The 15,342-nt window shown below is 66.7% G+C and carries 19 protein-coding genes; 14 read left to right on the forward strand and 5 right to left on the reverse strand.

From position 1 onward, the window contains the following. Positions 1-69 precede the first annotated feature (69 nt). Positions 70-951 (reverse strand): LysR family transcriptional regulator, encoded by an 882-nt coding sequence (locus P1IM2_RS06745; RefSeq protein WP_186401890.1) that lies wholly within the window; start codon positions 949-951, stop codon positions 70-72. Between the two features lie 150 nt (positions 952-1,101). Between P1IM2_RS06745 and P1IM2_RS06750 the strand changes: the two genes are divergently transcribed. Further along, positions 1,102-1,434 carry a UrcA family protein gene (locus P1IM2_RS06750; protein ID WP_186401891.1) on the forward strand — a complete coding sequence of 111 codons (333 nt, stop codon included), beginning with the start codon at positions 1,102-1,104 and terminating at the stop codon, positions 1,432-1,434. Positions 1,435-1,480: 46 nt separating this feature from the next. Here P1IM2_RS06750 and P1IM2_RS06755 read toward each other — a convergent pair whose 3' ends face one another. Beyond that, positions 1,481-1,864, reverse strand: a complete 384-nt coding sequence (locus tag P1IM2_RS06755; RefSeq protein ID WP_051066433.1) for a winged helix-turn-helix transcriptional regulator — start codon at positions 1,862-1,864, stop codon at positions 1,481-1,483. A gap of 126 nt (positions 1,865-1,990) precedes the next feature. Here P1IM2_RS06755 and P1IM2_RS06760 point away from each other — a divergent pair, with 126 nt between their 5' ends. From P1IM2_RS06760 to P1IM2_RS06780, 5 genes are all read left to right on the forward strand, one after another. After that, a complete protein-coding gene (locus P1IM2_RS06760; protein WP_186401892.1) occupies positions 1,991-2,734 on the forward strand; it encodes an SDR family oxidoreductase in 744 nt (247 codons plus the stop codon). Positions 2,735-2,903: 169 nt separating this feature from the next. After that, positions 2,904-3,251 carry a hypothetical protein gene (locus tag P1IM2_RS06765; protein WP_186401893.1) on the forward strand — a complete coding sequence of 116 codons (348 nt, stop codon included), beginning with the start codon at positions 2,904-2,906 and terminating at the stop codon, positions 3,249-3,251. A gap of 61 nt (positions 3,252-3,312) precedes the next feature. Next, positions 3,313-4,551 (forward strand): 23S rRNA (adenine(2503)-C(2))-methyltransferase RlmN, encoded by a 1,239-nt coding sequence (rlmN, locus tag P1IM2_RS06770; protein ID WP_186401894.1) that lies wholly within the window; start codon positions 3,313-3,315, stop codon positions 4,549-4,551. A 159-nt stretch (positions 4,552-4,710) separates the two neighbouring features. Further along, positions 4,711-5,166 (forward strand): outer membrane protein, encoded by a 456-nt coding sequence (locus P1IM2_RS06775; RefSeq protein WP_003047453.1) that lies wholly within the window; start codon positions 4,711-4,713, stop codon positions 5,164-5,166. 86 nt (positions 5,167-5,252) lie between these two features. Next, positions 5,253-5,900 carry an MOSC domain-containing protein gene (locus tag P1IM2_RS06780; protein WP_186401895.1) on the forward strand — a complete coding sequence of 216 codons (648 nt, stop codon included), beginning with the start codon at positions 5,253-5,255 and terminating at the stop codon, positions 5,898-5,900. On the opposite strand, the gene P1IM2_RS06785 is transcribed toward P1IM2_RS06780, so the two are convergent. Further along, positions 5,897-6,613 (reverse strand): arylesterase, encoded by a 717-nt coding sequence (locus P1IM2_RS06785; RefSeq protein ID WP_186401896.1) that lies wholly within the window; start codon positions 6,611-6,613, stop codon positions 5,897-5,899. The genes P1IM2_RS06780 and P1IM2_RS06785 overlap by 4 nt on opposite strands. 53 nt (positions 6,614-6,666) lie before the next feature. Here P1IM2_RS06785 and P1IM2_RS06790 point away from each other — a divergent pair, with 53 nt between their 5' ends. After that, positions 6,667-7,338: an ABC transporter ATP-binding protein gene (locus tag P1IM2_RS06790; RefSeq protein WP_186401909.1), complete on the forward strand. Its 672-nt coding sequence runs from the start codon at positions 6,667-6,669 to the stop codon at positions 7,336-7,338. Positions 7,339-7,384: 46 nt separating this feature from the next. Further along, positions 7,385-9,886 (forward strand): ABC transporter permease, encoded by a 2,502-nt coding sequence (locus P1IM2_RS06795; RefSeq protein WP_186401897.1) that lies wholly within the window; start codon positions 7,385-7,387, stop codon positions 9,884-9,886. On the opposite strand, the gene P1IM2_RS06800 is transcribed toward P1IM2_RS06795, so the two are convergent. Then, positions 9,883-10,644 carry a sulfite exporter TauE/SafE family protein gene (locus P1IM2_RS06800; RefSeq protein WP_186401898.1) on the reverse strand — a complete coding sequence of 254 codons (762 nt, stop codon included), beginning with the start codon at positions 10,642-10,644 and terminating at the stop codon, positions 9,883-9,885. The genes P1IM2_RS06795 and P1IM2_RS06800 overlap by 4 nt on opposite strands. Beyond that, positions 10,641-12,647: a threonine--tRNA ligase gene (gene thrS / locus P1IM2_RS06805; RefSeq protein WP_186401899.1), complete on the reverse strand. Its 2,007-nt coding sequence runs from the start codon at positions 12,645-12,647 to the stop codon at positions 10,641-10,643. The genes P1IM2_RS06800 and thrS overlap by 4 nt, the downstream gene beginning before the upstream one ends. Before the next feature lie 171 nt (positions 12,648-12,818). Here thrS and P1IM2_RS06810 point away from each other — a divergent pair, with 171 nt between their 5' ends. The 6 genes from P1IM2_RS06810 to P1IM2_RS06830 all read left to right on the forward strand — a co-directional run bounded on the left by P1IM2_RS06810 (position 12,819) and on the right by P1IM2_RS06830 (position 15,192). Further along, positions 12,819-13,208: a MerC family mercury resistance protein gene (locus P1IM2_RS06810; protein WP_260833936.1), complete on the forward strand. Its 390-nt coding sequence runs from the start codon at positions 12,819-12,821 to the stop codon at positions 13,206-13,208. Between the two features lie 104 nt (positions 13,209-13,312). Further along, complete coding sequence (locus P1IM2_RS06815) at positions 13,313-13,492, forward strand: hypothetical protein (protein ID WP_186401901.1); 180 nt, start codon at positions 13,313-13,315, stop codon at positions 13,490-13,492. Positions 13,493-13,495: 3 nt separating this feature from the next. Further along, on the forward strand, positions 13,496-14,092 hold the full coding sequence (locus tag P1IM2_RS06820) for a hypothetical protein (RefSeq protein WP_186401902.1): 597 nt from the start codon (positions 13,496-13,498) through the stop codon (positions 14,090-14,092). Beyond that, positions 14,089-14,280: a helix-turn-helix transcriptional regulator gene (locus tag P1IM2_RS06825; protein WP_011541000.1), complete on the forward strand. Its 192-nt coding sequence runs from the start codon at positions 14,089-14,091 to the stop codon at positions 14,278-14,280. Before P1IM2_RS06820 ends, P1IM2_RS06825 begins: the two co-directional genes overlap by 4 nt. A gap of 4 nt (positions 14,281-14,284) precedes the next feature. Next, positions 14,285-14,560: an alpha/beta fold hydrolase gene (locus P1IM2_RS18880; protein WP_260833937.1), complete on the forward strand. Its 276-nt coding sequence runs from the start codon at positions 14,285-14,287 to the stop codon at positions 14,558-14,560. Beyond that, entirely contained in the window at positions 14,527-15,192 is a 666-nt protein-coding gene (locus tag P1IM2_RS06830) for an alpha/beta fold hydrolase (protein WP_260833938.1), read from the forward strand. The genes P1IM2_RS18880 and P1IM2_RS06830 overlap by 34 nt, the downstream gene beginning before the upstream one ends. Positions 15,193-15,342: the final 150 nt, after the last annotated feature.

A 15,342-nucleotide genomic window follows, 5' to 3' on the forward strand; every position in this document is an offset into this window, starting at 1 on the left:
CCTGTCCGTTCCATTTGAACCACGCGCAGACATATTAGGAAAGCGGTATTTCGACAGGATCGAAACTACCTATTCCCGCGCAAGCCGCGTCAACGCCCCGGCCAGAAAATCGAGGACGACGCGGATGCGGGGGACGTGGCGCAGGCGTTCGTGGGTGAGCAGCCACAGGCCGGTCGTATCATCCTCCCGCGCCGGGATGCAGCGGACGAGGTCGGGTTCGCGGTCGGCGAGGAAGGCCGGCAGGATCGTCAGCCCCATTCCCGAACGCACGCCCGCGAGCAACCCCGATGCGGTATCGTAACGCATGACCACCGAATCCTCGAGCCGGTATTGCTTCAGCCACGCCCGATAGGGCTCCCAGATATGGCCGCCGCCGCCGATGAAGGGATGCCTCGCCAGTTCCTCGCGGCTGTGCGGAATGCCGTGGCGTCCGGCATAGTCGCGGCTGCAATAGACCGTCCACGGATTATCGGCGACGCGGCGCCCGACGAGACCCGCCCCCGTCGGCTGCTTGCTGCTGCGGATCGCGATATCGGCAGCGCCGCTTGCAAGGTCGCGCGGCTCGTCGGCGGTGTCGAGGTCGATATGGATGCCGGGATGCGCCGCACGCAGGTCGCGCAGGATGGGCGGCAAAACGGTGATCGCAATAATCTCCATCGTCGTCAGGCTGACGGTCCCGCCCGCGTCGCGCGACTGGGCGCCCACGGCTTCGCCGAACCGGTCCGCAGAGTCGCGGACCGCAAGCGCACTTGCCAGCATCGCCTCGCCCGTCGGCGTCAACGCATAGCCAGCCTGGCGCCGTTCAAATAGCGTGACGCCGGTAGCCGCCTCCAGCGCGGCGATGCGGCGCGCCACCGTCGTCTGGCTGACGCGCAGCGCCTGCGCCGCGGCAAGCGTGCTGCCGCTTTCGGCGACCGCGAGGAAATATTTAAGGTCGTTCCAGTCGAACATGGCGTCTTGTGCGGAATAATCGCCCCCGCTTCATTCTGCAATTCTGCAGAATGATCGCGCAACATCGTTGCTCCTGCGGCGGCGCGCGTAGGCGTATCTAGGTCTTACCGGCTTCCTCCCCTCCCCCAACCCGCCGGTCAACGGAGACATATGATGAAGATGATGTTGACCTTTGCCGCGCTCGCCGCGGTCGCGCCCGCCCTGCCCGCCCACGCCGAACCGGCGCCCGCGCCACGCAGCGTCGCCGTCGTCCATTCGGACCTCGACCTCAGCACCGCACGCGGCGCCGACAAGCTGGAACGCCGTATCTGGCGCGCGGTCGTCACCGTGTGCGGCAGCGCGCCCGACTATGACCTGGAAGGCAAGAATGACGTTCGCCATTGCCGCCGCGACACGATGCGGCAGGCATCAGCCGACGCCGACCGCGTCATCGCCAGCGCCGCAACGCGCGGCGAACCGATCCGGGTGACGCTCGCCAAATAGGCGCCAAATAGGCGCCAAATAAGCGCGCAGCGCACCGCCGCCGCGGTCAGGCGCGAGCGTCGAAGGCGCTGCGCGCCGCCTCGACCGCGGCGAGATGCGCTTCGGCCCAATGCCACACGCCGCAAAAGGCTTCGCCCAGGCTGTGGCCGAGATCGGTCAGCGCATATTCGACCTTCGGCGGCACCACCGGATAGACCGTGCGGCGAACGAGCCCGTCGCGCTCCATGGCGCGCAGCGTCTGGGTCAGCATCTTCTGGCTGATCCCCGGTACAAGCTGCGCCAGCCGGGTGAAGCGGCAGGTGCCATGCTCTTCCAATTCCTCGAGCACGAGCAGCGTCCATTTGTCGGCGACTCGACCGATCAGGTCGTTGACCAGCATCTCGACGCGCGGATCGGGCGCGGGATCGGCGGCGGCCGAATAATTTTGCATCGCGGGCACGGCAGAAATCCCAATAGTCTCTATCAAGTAAGTATAGCACTTTCAGGTGCCTACTTTCCATTGGAGAGTATTGGCATAAATTGAGCGTCTCCCCAACCCCGAAACGAAGGACAAACGATGAAAACGACAGGCAACACCATCCTGATCACCGGCGGCGGATCGGGCATCGGTCTGGCACTCGCACAGCGTTGGCACGATGCCGGCAATGTGGTGATCGTGACCGGACGCAATAGCGCCAAGCTGGACGCCGCGATCGAAGGCCGGGCCAACATGCACGCGCTGCCGCTCGACGTCACCGATGCCGACGCGATCGCCGCCTTTGCCGCCGACGTCGTGCAGCGCTTCCCCGATCTCAACGTTCTGGTGAACAATGCCGGCGTGATGATGTACGAAGCGCTGGACGGCGAGCGCGATCTGAGCGACGCCGAAGCGACGGTCGTCACCAACCTGCTCGGCCCGATCCGGCTGACCGATGCGCTGATCGACCATCTCGTTGCGCGCGGCGATGGCGCGATCGTCAACGTAACCTCGGGGTTGGCCTTCGTTCCGCTGCCCAAGGCGCCGACCTATTCGGCGACCAAGGCGGCGCTGCACAGCTATACGCAGGCGCTGCGCGTCCAGCTTGCCGGCCGCGTCGACGTGATCGAGCTGGCGCCGCCCGCGGTGCGGACCGAACTGACCCCCGGCCAGTCGACGCGCGACGCCTATATGCCGCTGGATGCCTTTGCCGACGAGGTCATGACGCTGTTCGCCGAAACGCCGACGCCGGCGGAGATTCTGGTGCGCAATGTCCTCCCGCTGCGGCACGCCGAAGCCGAAGGCGCGGTCGCTGAACGGCTGGCGTTCCTCGCAACCCTCTGATGGCCACCCTTTGATCGCCGCCAGCGCGCTCATCCCGAAATGATGCGCCGGACGCCATATCGGCTCTTGCCGAGGCGGCGTCCGGCGCGCATGATCGACCGGCCCGAAAGGACGACGCCCGACAGAGGCGCGCCCGACGGCGAGGTTAGTGGGATGAGGAGATGGGCCAATGAATGCCATTGGCAGATGCGATGCCGCCGCACGCGAGCGGCACCGGGCGCTGGATTTCATCGGGCTGCGTGCCCATGCGACGACGGTCGGATTGATCCAGCTTTGCGAGGAGTTGCTGAACAGCGGGGTGCTGAGCCCCGAGGGGTTGGAGCGCATCAAGAGCGCGATCCGCACCGAGCTGACGGTCAGCAGCAACGCGCGCATTTCGAACCATGCCGCGTTCGACGACACGCTGCGCCGTCGGATCGATGCGATCTTTCCCGCCGCCCCCGGCGAACCGCCGCTGGAGCATGTCGGGACGCTCGAAGATTTCGAAGATGCGATGGACCCCTATCACGGTGCGTGAAGGGCCGCGCTGACGCGCACAATTGCGCAAAGCGCGCATCGCGACTATAGGGCCGCGCATCATGCAGATCCCCGGCCACATCGATCCCGTTACGACGGGCACCGTTCCCCTGCGCGGCGGCAACCGCGTCGACCTTGTCGGATTGACGCGCGAGGGCATCCGTTCCGCGCTCGAGGAGGCGGGGCTCGACGCCAAGGCGGCGAAGCTGCGCTCCAAGCAGATCTGGCACTGGATCTATCATCGCGGCGTCACCGAATTCGACGCGATGACCGATATCGCCAAGGCGATGCGCCCGTGGCTCACCGAACGCTTCATCGTCGGCCGTCCGACCGTCGTCACCGCGCAGGTTTCGACCGACGGCACGCGCAAATGGCTGCTCGCGGCGGCGGACGGCCAGGAATATGAAATGGTGTTCATTCCCGACGCCGATCGGGGAACGCTGTGCGTATCCAGCCAAGTCGGCTGCACCCTGAACTGCCGTTTCTGCCACACCGGTACGATGCGGCTCGTCCGCAACCTGTCCGCCGGCGAGATCGTCGGCCAGGTCCTGCTCGCGCGCGATGCGCTGGGCGAATGGCCGAAGGGCACGATGGCATCAACCGCCGACGTCGACGATGAGGATGACGACGCGGGCCATTATACCGCGGACGGCCGCATGCTGACCAATATCGTGATGATGGGGATGGGCGAGCCGCTCTATAATTTCGACGAGGTCAAGGGCGCGCTGAAGATCGTGATGGACGGCGACGGGCTGGCGCTGTCGAAGCGGCGCATCACCCTGTCGACGAGCGGCGTGGTGCCGATGATGGCGCGCGCGGGCGAGGAAATCGGCGTCAACCTCGCCGTCTCGCTCCACGCGGTGAACAAGGAAATCCGCGACGAGATCGTGCCGCTCAACCGCAAATACGGCATCGAGGAGCTGCTCGCCGCCTGCGCCGCCTACCCCGGCGCGAACAATGCGCGGCGCATCACCTTCGAATATGTGATGCTGAAGGACAAGAATGACAGCGACGCCGACGCGCGCGAGCTGGTGCGGCTGATCAAGCAGTACAAGCTACCGGCGAAGGTCAACCTGATCCCGTTCAACCCCTGGCCCGGCGCGATCTATGAATGTTCGTCGCCCGAGCGGGTGCGCGCGTTCAGCAACATCATCTTCGAAAGCGGAATTTCGGCGCCGATTCGCACCCCGCGCGGGCGCGACATCATGGCGGCGTGCGGCCAGCTCAAGAGCGCGGCGACCAAACCCTCGCGCGCCGAACTCGACCGTATCGCCGAAGAAAAGCAGGCCGCGCTGGGCTGAGGCCGGCCTGCATAGCTATGCTGTGTTGCAAAAACAACACAGGTAATAAAATTGTCATTTTCTGAACGATGCGTTCATTGAAACGACAGGTGCGAACGCCATCTTTGCACACGGGACGCGACCCAAAGGGCGCCCCCTGTCAAAGAAAAGGAAAAGACAATGAAGAAGTTCGCAGTTGCTGCCGCTCTCCTCTCGGCTGTCGTTGCCACGCCTGCCCTCGCCCAGAACGGCGAAGGTCATGTCGAAGTGCGCGGCGGTTACATCACCGGCAGCGGCCTGGACGACGCCACCCTGGGCGTTGCGGGCGGCTATGATTACAACCTGGGCGACAAGGCTTTTGCCGGCGTCGAAATCGCGGGCGACAAGGTGCTGATCGACGGCGCCAAGGTCCAGTTCTCGTCGGGTGCGCGCCTGGGCGCCAACCTCGGCACGAACGGCAAGCTCTACGCGACCGGCGGCTACACCTTCGGCCAGATCGACGATCCCTATGTCGGCGCCGGTTATCAGCACAAGCTGACCCAGAATGTCTATGGCAAGGTCGAATATCGCCACCAGTTCATCAACAACTTCGACGACACCGACGCGTTCGCGGTCGGCGTCGGCTTCGCTTTCTGATCCTTCGGTCAGCGAGAAGAACGGAAAGGGGCGGCCCCGCGGGGTCGCCCCTTTTCTTTTGCGCGGGAAGCCGCCACAGCAGGGCGATGCGCTACACGATCGACGCCCTGTTGACCGGCAAGGCCCGCCGCTTCGGCGCGAAGGGCGAGCCGAGCGCGATCGACAAGCGCGCGGTCGAGGGACGGCGCGCGGTCGGCGCGCTGGGTATCGCGGGCGACGAGCAGGCCGACCTTTCGGTCCACGGCGGCCCCGACAAGGCGATCCACCATTATCCGCGCGATCATTATGGCTGGTGGGCCGCGACGATCGGCGACCATGCGCTGTTGCAGGACGCCGGCGCGTTCGGCGAGAATATCTCGACATCGGGCCTGACCGAGAGCGCGGCGTGCATCGGCGACCGCTATCGCCTGGGCAGCGCGCTGGTCGAGATCAGCCAGGGCCGCCAGCCGTGCTGGAAACTCGGCCACCGGTTCGGCATTGCGACGCTGCCCGCCACCGTCGTCACCTCTCGCCGCGGCGGCTGGTATTACCGTGTCATCGAGGATGGCGCGGTCGGCGCAGGCGACGCATTGGAGCTGATGGAGCGTCCGCTGCCCGACTGGAGCGTCGAGCGCGTCTTTCACCTGCTGATCGGCGGGGCGGGCAAGCGCGAACCGGCGGCGCTGCGCGCGCTCGCCGCGATGGACCTGCTCGCCGCCAACTGGCGCGCCCGCGCCCAAAAGCTGTTGGGTTAGCGCGGCGCCGGCAGCGCCTGTTCGACGAGCGGCGCCAGCGATGCGGCGACGATTTTCACGCCCTTGGCATTGGGATGCATATTGTCGCCGAGCATCAGCGATTTGTCGGTGACGACATTGTCGAGGATGAAGGGATAGAGGCTCGCGCCATATTTGTCGGCAAGTTCGGGAAATATCGGATTGAACTTGCTCGCATAATCGCTGCCCAGATTGGGCGCCGCCATCATCCCGGTCATCAGGACGGGGATGCCGCGCCGCTTGAGCTCAGCAAGCATCGCGTCGAGATTGGCGCGCGTCTGGTCGGGGCCGATGCCGCGCAGCATGTCGTTGCCGCCAAGGCCGAGCAGCACGAGCGCGGGTTTCGCCTTCGCATTGTCGAGAACATAGGACAGCCGCTGCCGCCCCGCCGCGGTGGTATCGCCCGATACCCCGGCGTTCTGAACGCGCACCACGCGGCCGTCCGCCGCGAGCGCCGCCTGAAGCTGCGGCGCGAGGCCTTCCCTGGGGCCAAGCTGGTAACCGGCGTAGAGGCTGTCGCCGAAGGCGATGACGAGCGGCGCGTCGGCAGGAAGCACCGGCGCCGCCTTCGCCGAATTTTCCTTGCCCGCTGCGGGCGCCGTGGGGGCCTCTGCCGAGCCGCATCCGGCAAGCGGTTGGCAAAGGGCGATTGCAAAACCATATAGGGCGAAAGAGCGCCATCCGGCCGTTCTCATTTCCAAAGGGTCCTTTCTTGACCGACAGCCCCCAACCGCCCGTCGCGCCGACGATGGCGATTGCCGCCCATAATGTGACGCTGACGCTGGGGAGCGACAAGGCCCCCGTCGAAATTTTGCGCGGCGTCGATCTGGAGGTTGCGGCCGGCACCTCGGTCGCGCTGCTCGGTCCGTCGGGATCGGGCAAGAGTTCGCTGATGGCGGTGCTCGCCGGTCTGGAACGCGCGCGCGGCGGAACGGTCATAGTCGCGGGGCTCGATTTCGCGACGATGGACGAGGATGCGCTGGCGCGCGCGCGGCGCGGGCGGATCGGTATCGTCCTGCAAGCCTTTCACCTGTTGCCGACGATGACCGCGCTCGAAAATGTCGCCGTGCCGCTGGAGCTGGCAGGGATCGACGACCCGTTCGGGCGCGCCGCGCGCGAACTGGAGGCGGTCGGGCTCGGCCACCGCCTGACCCATTATCCCGCGCAGCTTTCGGGCGGCGAGCAGCAGCGCGTCGCGATCGCGCGCGCGATGGCGAGCGAACCGCAGATCATCTTCGCCGACGAACCCACCGGCAATCTCGACACCGCGACCGGTCATGCGATCATCGAACTGATCTTCGCGCGGCGCGCGGCGCTCGGCGCGACGCTGCTGATCATCACCCACGATCCCGAACTGGCCGACCATTGCGACCGCGTCGTCGTGATGCACGACGGGCGAATCGAGGAACGAGCTGCATGAGCGCCGATGGTCCCCCTCCCCACCGCTACGCGGCAGGGAGAATTTGATGATCCCGCTCACCACCCTGTGGCGTATCGCGCGGCGCGATCTGGCGGCGCGGATTCGCGGGCTGCGCCTGCTGGCGGTGTGCCTGTTCCTCGGCGTCGCGACGCTCGCGGCCATCGGTAGCCTGACGAGTGGTATCACCGCCGAACTGGCGTCGCGGGGGCAGACGATCCTGGGCGGCGACCTGCAGTTCGGCCTGCCGCAGCGGCAGGCGAGCGAGGCCGAACTCGCCGGGCTGCGCGGTGCCGGCGCGACGTCGGCGACGGTGCGGATGCGCGCGATGGCGAACGCGCCGGACGGCAGCGCGCTGCTCTCCGAGCTCAAGGCGGTCGATGCCGCCTATCCGCTTTACGGCACGATGCGGCTCGAAAGCGGCGCGCGCCGCGGCCCGCCGCCGCCGGGGGCGATCTGGATCGGCAAGGATCTCGCGTCACGGCTTGACCTGACGGTCGGCGGCGCGGTGAAATTCGGCGACAAATCCTTCCGTATCGACGGCATCATCGCCGACGAGCCCGACCGGCTGGGCGAAGGCTTTACGCTGGGCCCGGTGGCAATCATCGGCCTCGGCGATCTTGCCGCAACGCAGTTAATCCAGCCCGGCAGCCTCTACGAAAGCAAATATCGCGTCCGCCTGCCCGCCGGTGCCGATCCGGTGGCCGTGGGCAAGCGGCTGAGCGCGGCCTTCCCCGACGCAGGCTGGGAGGTGACCGACCGCAGCAATGGCGCGCCGGGCACGCGGCGCTTTATCGAACGGATGGGGCAGTTCCTGTCGCTCGTCGGCCTCGCCGCGCTGGTGATCGCGGGGATCGGGGTCGGTAACGGGGTCGCCAGCTATCTTGCGGGCAAGCGCCCGGGGCTCGCGACGCTGAAGGTGCTCGGTGCCGACAGCGCGGCGGTGCTGCGCATCTATGGCTTGCAGATATTGGCGGTTGCCGCCGCCGCGATTGCCGCCGGGTTGATCGCGGGCGCCTTGGCCCCCGCGGCGATCGGCGCAATCGCCGGCGACGTCCTGCCGGTCAAGCCGGGACTGGCCGTCTATCCGCTGCCGCTCGCGGTCAGCGCCGCCTATGGGCTGCTCATCGCGATTGCCTTTGCGTTGCCACCGCTCGCCGCGACGCGCCATATCCCGGCCGCGGGCCTCTACCGCGCGACGGTCGACGGCGCGGGCCGGATCGAAAAGCGCGTTCTGGCCGCCGTCGCCCTCGCCTTCGCCGCCATCGTCGCCCTCGCGGTCGGCACGGCGCGCGAACCGCTGTTTGCGCTGGGCTTCATCGGGGCGGCAGTGCTGCTGCTCCTGATCCTCGTCGCGCTCGGCTGGCTGGTGCGCCGCATCGCGAGCCGGGTGCCGCGCCCGAAGCGGCCGCTGCTGCGCCTTGCGCTCGCCAATCTGCATCGCCCCGGCGCCGCGACCGGCGCGCTCGTCGTCGCGCTCGGCCTGGGGTTGACGCTGTTCGTCACCCTCGCCGCGATCCAGACGAGCATCACCGCCGAAATCGCGCGCACCGTACCCGAACGCGCGCCGAGCTTTTTCGTCCTCGATATTCCGCGCGACCGGGCGGCCGCGTTCCGCACGCTGGTGACCGGAGCGGACGACAAGGCGGCAATCAACATGATCCCCGCGCTGCGCGGCAGCGTCACCGAATTTGCCGGCAAGCGCGTCGACGAGCTTGCCGAACTGCCCGAAGGCGCGTGGGTGCTGCGCGGCGACCGCGGCCTGACCTACAGTCCCGTGCTGCCCAAGGGCAGCAGCCTGACCCAGGGCCAGTGGTGGGCGCCTGATTACAACGGCCCGCCGCTGGTCAGCGTCGAGGCCGATGTCGCCAAATCGCTGGCGCTGAAAATCGGCGACACGCTGTCGGTCAATGTGCTGGGGGTGGAGGTGCAGGCGCGCGTCGCCTCTTTCCGCTCCGTCGAATGGGACAATTTCGGGCTCAACTATGCACTCGTCTTTTCGCCCGGCACTTTCGACGCGGCGCCGCATAACATGGTCGCGACCGTCGCGGTCGGGCCGCAGGCCGAAACCGCGCTGGCGCGCAGCATCCCCCGCGCCTTCCCCTCGGCCTCGCTGATTCATGTGCGCGACGTGGTGAGTCAGGTGACGAGCCTGCTGACGCAGATGAGCCAGGCGATCGCTGCGGCGGCGAGCATCGCGATCCTGGCCGGCATCGCCGTGCTGATCGGCGCGATTGCCGCAAGCCGCGAGCGGCGCGTCTATGACAGCGTGATCCTGAAACTGCTCGGCGCGACGCGCGGCCAGATTCTGGGGGCGCAGGGGCTAGAATATGCGCTGCTCGCCGCAATCCTCGCTCTGCTCGCGCTCGGCCTGGGGCTGGTCGCGGCGCATTACGTGGTGGTCGAACTGTTCGACTTCCGCTTCGCCCCCGATCCGCTGGTCGTCGGCGCGACGCTGGTCGGCGGTGCGGGCCTCGCCTTCCTGATCGGCATCGCCGGAAGCTGGCCCTTGCTGTCGGCGAAACCCGCGCAGGCGCTGCGCAGCCTCTAGTTCAAGATCCGCACCACCGCCGAAATCGCCGAGAGGCCGAGCACGACCGCGACCATCGCCTGCCACAGATGCGCCGGAACGCGGCCGAAATGGCGGCCGCCGAGATGATTGCCGAGCCACATCGGCACGAACAGCAGCAGCGCGAGGATGAGCAGGCGGTGCGTCGCGAGCCCGGTCCATAGCGCCGCGAGCGTGCCCGCGATGGCGGTCGCGAAGAAGATCAGCATCATCGACGCGCGCGCGGTCCGCGGATCGAGCCGGCGGCGCAGGTAAAAGGGCACGACCGGCGGCCCCGGCATCGCGGCAAAGCCGGTGAGCAGGCCCGACGCAATCCCCGTCCCGCCGATGGCGACGCGGCCGGGCCGGTGTCCCTCGGGCTGTTTGGGCATCAGGATCGCCAGGAAGGCGCCGACTGCCACGAGCGTGATCATCAGTCGCGCGACATCGGGGGTGATCGCTTTCAGCGCGAGCAGGCCGAGCGGCGTCGTCGCCATCGCGATCAGCCCGATCGGCACCGCGGTATGACGGTCGGCATCGGCCAGGATGACGCGCAACCCGACCGGACCGATCAGCAATTGCAGGATGATCGCCACGACGACCGCCTGCCCCGGCGGCACGATCATCCCGAGCAGCGGCACGAGGATGATCGCCATGCCGAAGCCGGTCAGCCCGCGCACATAGGCCGCGCCGAACGTCATCGCCGCAGCGCCCGCAAAGGTGAGCGGCGCCAGGCCGACGAGAGCCTTGATACCGGTCAAGCGGGGCGCAGGTCCGGCGGGGTCGCTTCACCCTTCAGCATCGCGATCGCTTCGGCGAGCGGCAGGATGCGCTGGCCATCTTGGCCGAGGGTGCGGATCGCGACGGTGCCTTCCTCAGCCTCGCGCTTGCCGACGACGAGCAGATAGGGAACTTTCTGCAGGCTGTGCTCGCGCACCTTGTAGTTGATCTTTTCGTTGCGCAGGTCGGTTTCGACGCGGATGCCCGCCGCCTCGAGCTGCGCCGCGGCGTCCTTCGCATAGTCGTCGGCATCGGACACGATCGTCGCGACGACCGCTTGCACCGGCGCGAGCCAGGTCGGGAAGCGGCCGGCGAAATGCTCGATCAAAATGCCGATGAAGCGCTCGTAAGTACCGAGGATCGCGCGGTGGAGCATCACCGGGCGGTGGCGCTCGCCATCCTCGCCCACGTAGGACGCATCGAGTCGTTCGGGCATGACGCGGTCGGACTGGATCGTGCCGCACTGCCACGTCCGGCCGATCGCGTCGGTCAGGTGGAATTCGAGCTTGGGCGCATAGAAGGCGCCTTCGCCGGGCAATTCTTCCCACCCATAATCGTCATTCGCCATGCCAGCGCGCGCGACCGCATCGCGCAGTTCCTGTTCGGCCTTGTCCCACATTTCGTCGGTGCCGAAGCGCATATCGGGGCGCAGCGCGAGCTTCACCGCATATTTTTCGAAGCCGAGCTGCTTGTAGACGCGGTTGAGCAGTTCGCAGAAGGACCGCACTTCCTCGACGATCTGATCCTCGCGGCAGAAGATATGGCCGTCGTCCTGCGTGAACTGGCGCACGCGCATGATGCCGTGCAGCGCGCCATGCGGTTCGTTGCGGTGGCAGCAGCCCATTTCGGCCATGCGCAGCGGCAGGTCGCGGTAGCTCTTGATCCCCTGCCGAAAGATGAGAACGTGCGCGGGGCAGTTCATCGGCTTGAGCGCCATCCACTCGGCATCGTCCGAGACGAGCGGGCCGTCGTCCTCGATATTCGGCACCTCGTCGGGGATGACGAACATATTCTCGCGATATTTGCCCCAGTGGCCCGACTGTTCCCACTGGCGCGCGTCCATCACCTGCGGCGTCTTGACCTCCTGATAGCCCGAGCCGTCGATCGCCCGGCGCATATAGGCCTCGAGCTCGCGGTAGATGCGATAGCCCTTGGGGTGCCAGAAGACGCTGCCGTGCGCTTCTTCCTGGAGGTGGAAGAGGTCCATCTCGCGGCCGATCTTGCGGTGGTCGCGTTTCGCGGCCTCTTCGAGCCGCACCAGATGCTCTGCGAGCTGCTTCTTGTTAAGCCAGCCGGTGCCGTAGATGCGTGAAAGCTGCGCATTCTTCTGGTCGCCGCGCCAATAGGCGCCCGAGACGCGCGTCAGCTTGAAGGCGGCGGGGTCGAGCTTGCCAGTCGAGGCCAAGTGGGGGCCGCGGCACATGTCCATCCAGCCGTCTCCCGAGCGATAGACGGTCAGTTCCTCGCCCTCGGGCAGTTCGGCGGCCCATTCGGCCTTGAACGTCTCACCCTCGGCCCGCCATTTGGCGATCAGATCGTCGCGTTGCCACACTTCGCGCGTCAGCGGCAGGTCGGCGGCGATGATACGGCGCATCTCCTCTTCGATCAGCGGCAGTTCATCATCGCGGAAGGCGCCATGCTCGGCGGTCGGCGCGAAATCATAATAGAAACCGTCATTCGTCGAGGGACCGAAGGTGATCTGCGTGCCGGGAAACAGATTCTGCACCGCCTCCGCCAGCACATGCGCATAGTCGTGGCGCACGAGTTCGAGTGCATCGGCCTCGTCACGGCTCGTCACCAGCGCAAGGTTGGTGTCTTCCTCCAGCGGCCGCATGATGTCGCGCAGTTCGCCGTCGATCTTTGCGGCAAGTGCCGCCTTGGCGAGGCCGGGGCCGATGTCCGCCGCGATCTGCGCCGGAGTAGTGCCGCGCGCGACTTCTCGGGCAGAGCCGTCGGGAAGGGTGACGCGGATCATCTCGGACATCGGAAATCGGGCCTTTCTGGCGGAATAAACTGCGCCCCTTTGCCAGCGCGCGAAAGCAGCGGCAAGGGCCGTTTTCACCGCGAGGGCTTGTAATGATACAATGTATCATTATGTGAACCGCGCCACCCTCTGCCGAAAGTCCGATCCATGTGCCTCCCCGCCCGCCCCTCGTTGCGTTCGCGTGCCGCCGACCTGATCGGCGTCGGGCTGTCGCTCGCCTGCCTTGTCCATTGCCTCGCGCTGCCGCTGCTCCTGCTCGCGGCGCCCGCGCTGAGCGCCTGGCTCTCGCTGCCCGAGAGCTTTCATGCGGTGATCCTGCTGCTCGCCGCGCCCGCGGCGGCGCTCGCGCTGGCCGACGGCCGGCGACACCACGGCCATCGCTATCCCGTCGCCGCGGCACTGATCGGCCTCGCCCTCCTCGCCGCCGGGCTGGCTGCGCACGACGGCTGGGTCGGCGGCCTCGACCCCGAAACCGGCGACCGCCTGTTCACCACCATGGGCGCGCTCGCCCTCGCCAGCGCACATATCGTCAATTGGCGGTTGCGGCACGCGCAAGGCTGACGCGCGGCGGGCGATTGGCTCGCTTGTCATTGTGTCAATGTCGCTTGACAAGCGCGAATCCCTGTGTCAATGTTCCCTTACTGTTTAACAAGGGAGCTTGACCGATGCCGCCGATTTTCCGTGCTCTTTGCTGGGCCCTCGCCATCATGTGCGTCGCCTTTGCGCAGATCCTCGACATCATTCCCGAGAATATCGCGACGATGCTGATCATCGTGCTGCCCGCAATCATGATCGCAACGACGCCGCGCGACGGCCGCGCTTGCGCCAAGCGGACGGCGGCCTGAATCGTGGCAAGCGCAACCGAAACCTCCGCCCGGCGTGCCGCAGGATTTTGGGCGATCGCCTTTCTGATCGGCATGTTCGGAACCGCGTGGCTGCTGAAAACGAGCAAGGTCATCGCGGCACCCTGGGGGCTGGCGATCATGATCCTCCCGATGCTGCTGCTGATCCCGATGGTGCGCGCAACCGAGCGCATGCAGCGCGAAACCGGCTGCGCATCGGTCGTCGCCACCCGCTACAACCGCCGGATGCTGGTCGCCTCCTTCGCCTATGTGATCGGACTGGGCGGGGCGCTGCTCCTGTTTCGACAGCAGGAGGCAGCCAAACCTTTCGCCGCGCTGCTCGCGCTGCTGCCGACGCTGCCCGTGTTCGGGATGATCTGGGCGATGGCGCGCTATGTCATCGAGGAGAACGATGAATATCTGCGCGCGCGGACGGTCAATGCGGCGCTGATCGCCACCGGCCTGCTGCTCGCGGTGGCGACTTTCTGGGGCTTCCTGACGACCTTCGGCGTTGCGCCAGCGGTGCCGATGTGGACCGCCGTCCCGGTGTGGTGTCTTGGCCTGGGGCTGGGACATTTCATCGGCAAGGTTCGCGGCCTGTGAAGAACCGCCTGAAGGTTCTGCGCGCCGAGCGCGACTGGAGCCAGCAGGACCTGGCCGACCGGCTCGAGGTATCGCGCCAGTCTGTCAACGCGATCGAGACGGGAAAATATGATCCGTCGCTGCCCCTCGCCTTTCGCATCGCCGACCTGTTCGGCCTGCCGATTGAAGCCATATTCCTGAAAGACTGACCCCATGAAACGACTTTCCATCGCGGCGCTGTTCGTCCTCCTAATCGCCACCATCGCACCGCGCGCCAATGCCGCCGAGGCCGGCGCCGGATGCGGTACCGGCCTGCTCGAAGGCAAGCGGATCACGGTCGAGGTCGAAGGCGACGGTCCCGACGTCGTGCTGATCCCCGGCCTGTCCTCGCCGCGCGCGGTCTGGGCGCCCACTGCCGAACGGCTAAAACCGCGCATCGCCTGCACCTTGTCGAGGTGCGCGGATTCGGCGGCGATGCGCCGGGCCTGAATGCCGAGGGCCCGATATTCGAGCCGATGATGCGCGAGATTGCCGACTATATCGACGATTGCATCGTCGATCAGGGACGCCCCGCTCCGGCGGTCATCGGCCACTCGCTCGGCGGTCTGACCGCCATGATGATCGCCGCCCGTGCCCCCAAGGAAGTCGGCCGGCTGATGGTCGTGGACAGCCTGCCCTTCTTCGGCATGTTGTTTGGCCCGACCGCAACCGTCGCAAGCGTCGAGCCGCAGGCCGCCGCGATGCAGACGATGCTCGCCGCAAGGGATAGCGCCGAAGCCGACGAGCGGACGCTGCAGATGATGTCGGCGACCGATGCCGGCCGCGCGCAGGTCAAGGCGTGGACGCAGGCGGCGAACGCGAAGGTCGCGGCGCAGTTGATGTATGACGACATGACCACCGATCTTCGCCCCGAGCTGGGCGCGATCGCTGCGCCGTTCACGATGCTCTATCCGCTCGATGCCAGCGTGATGCCCGAAGCCATGGTCGATGGCCTCTACAAGGGGGCCTTTGCCGCGGCCAAGACCGTGACGCTGAAGCGTATCGACGGCAGCCGCCATTTCATCATGCTCGATCAACCCGAGGTCTTTGCCGACGCGGTCGACGAATTCCTGGTGGATTAAGGTGACCCTCCCTTTGCCGGAGGCATGGGGAGCAACCGTCTTCAAGCTTTCCAAGGCTGCTCATCTCGGATGATGGCGTTGAGCGCGACGACGAGTTTTCGGATGATGGCGACGATGATGAGCTTTGGGGGTTTTCCTGCGTCGACGAGG

This window comes from Sphingopyxis sp. P1IMeth2, assembly GCF_900185685.1.
Taxonomy (GTDB): Bacteria; Pseudomonadota; Alphaproteobacteria; order Sphingomonadales; family Sphingomonadaceae; genus Sphingopyxis; species Sphingopyxis terrae_A.

Excerpts from the sequence above, each read along its gene's own strand:
- P1IM2_RS06780 (WP_186401895.1), top strand. The coding sequence starts at position 5,253 with ATGCGCTACACGATCGACGCCCTGTTGACCGGCAAGGCCCGCCGCTTC.
- P1IM2_RS06775 (WP_003047453.1), top strand. The coding sequence starts at position 4,711 with ATGAAGAAGTTCGCAGTTGCTGCCGCTCTCCTCTCGGCTGTCGTTGCC.
- rlmN (WP_186401894.1), top strand. The coding sequence starts at position 3,313 with ATGCAGATCCCCGGCCACATCGATCCCGTTACGACGGGCACCGTTCCC.
- P1IM2_RS06795 (WP_186401897.1), top strand. The coding sequence starts at position 7,385 with ATGATCCCGCTCACCACCCTGTGGCGTATCGCGCGGCGCGATCTGGCG.
- P1IM2_RS06750 (WP_186401891.1), top strand. The coding sequence starts at position 1,102 with ATGATGAAGATGATGTTGACCTTTGCCGCGCTCGCCGCGGTCGCGCCC.
- P1IM2_RS06815 (WP_186401901.1), top strand. The coding sequence starts at position 13,313 with ATGCCGCCGATTTTCCGTGCTCTTTGCTGGGCCCTCGCCATCATGTGC.
- P1IM2_RS06755 (WP_051066433.1), bottom strand. The coding sequence starts at position 1,864 with ATGCAAAATTATTCGGCCGCCGCCGATCCCGCGCCCGATCCGCGCGTC.
- thrS (WP_186401899.1), bottom strand. The coding sequence starts at position 12,647 with ATGTCCGAGATGATCCGCGTCACCCTTCCCGACGGCTCTGCCCGAGAA.
- P1IM2_RS06760 (WP_186401892.1), top strand. The coding sequence starts at position 1,991 with ATGAAAACGACAGGCAACACCATCCTGATCACCGGCGGCGGATCGGGC.
- P1IM2_RS06785 (WP_186401896.1), bottom strand. The coding sequence starts at position 6,613 with ATGAGAACGGCCGGATGGCGCTCTTTCGCCCTATATGGTTTTGCAATC.
- P1IM2_RS18880 (WP_260833937.1), top strand. The coding sequence starts at position 14,285 with ATGAAACGACTTTCCATCGCGGCGCTGTTCGTCCTCCTAATCGCCACC.
- P1IM2_RS06745 (WP_186401890.1), bottom strand. The coding sequence starts at position 951 with ATGTTCGACTGGAACGACCTTAAATATTTCCTCGCGGTCGCCGAAAGC.
- P1IM2_RS06790 (WP_186401909.1), top strand. The coding sequence starts at position 6,667 with ATGGCGATTGCCGCCCATAATGTGACGCTGACGCTGGGGAGCGACAAG.
- P1IM2_RS06765 (WP_186401893.1), top strand. The coding sequence starts at position 2,904 with ATGAATGCCATTGGCAGATGCGATGCCGCCGCACGCGAGCGGCACCGG.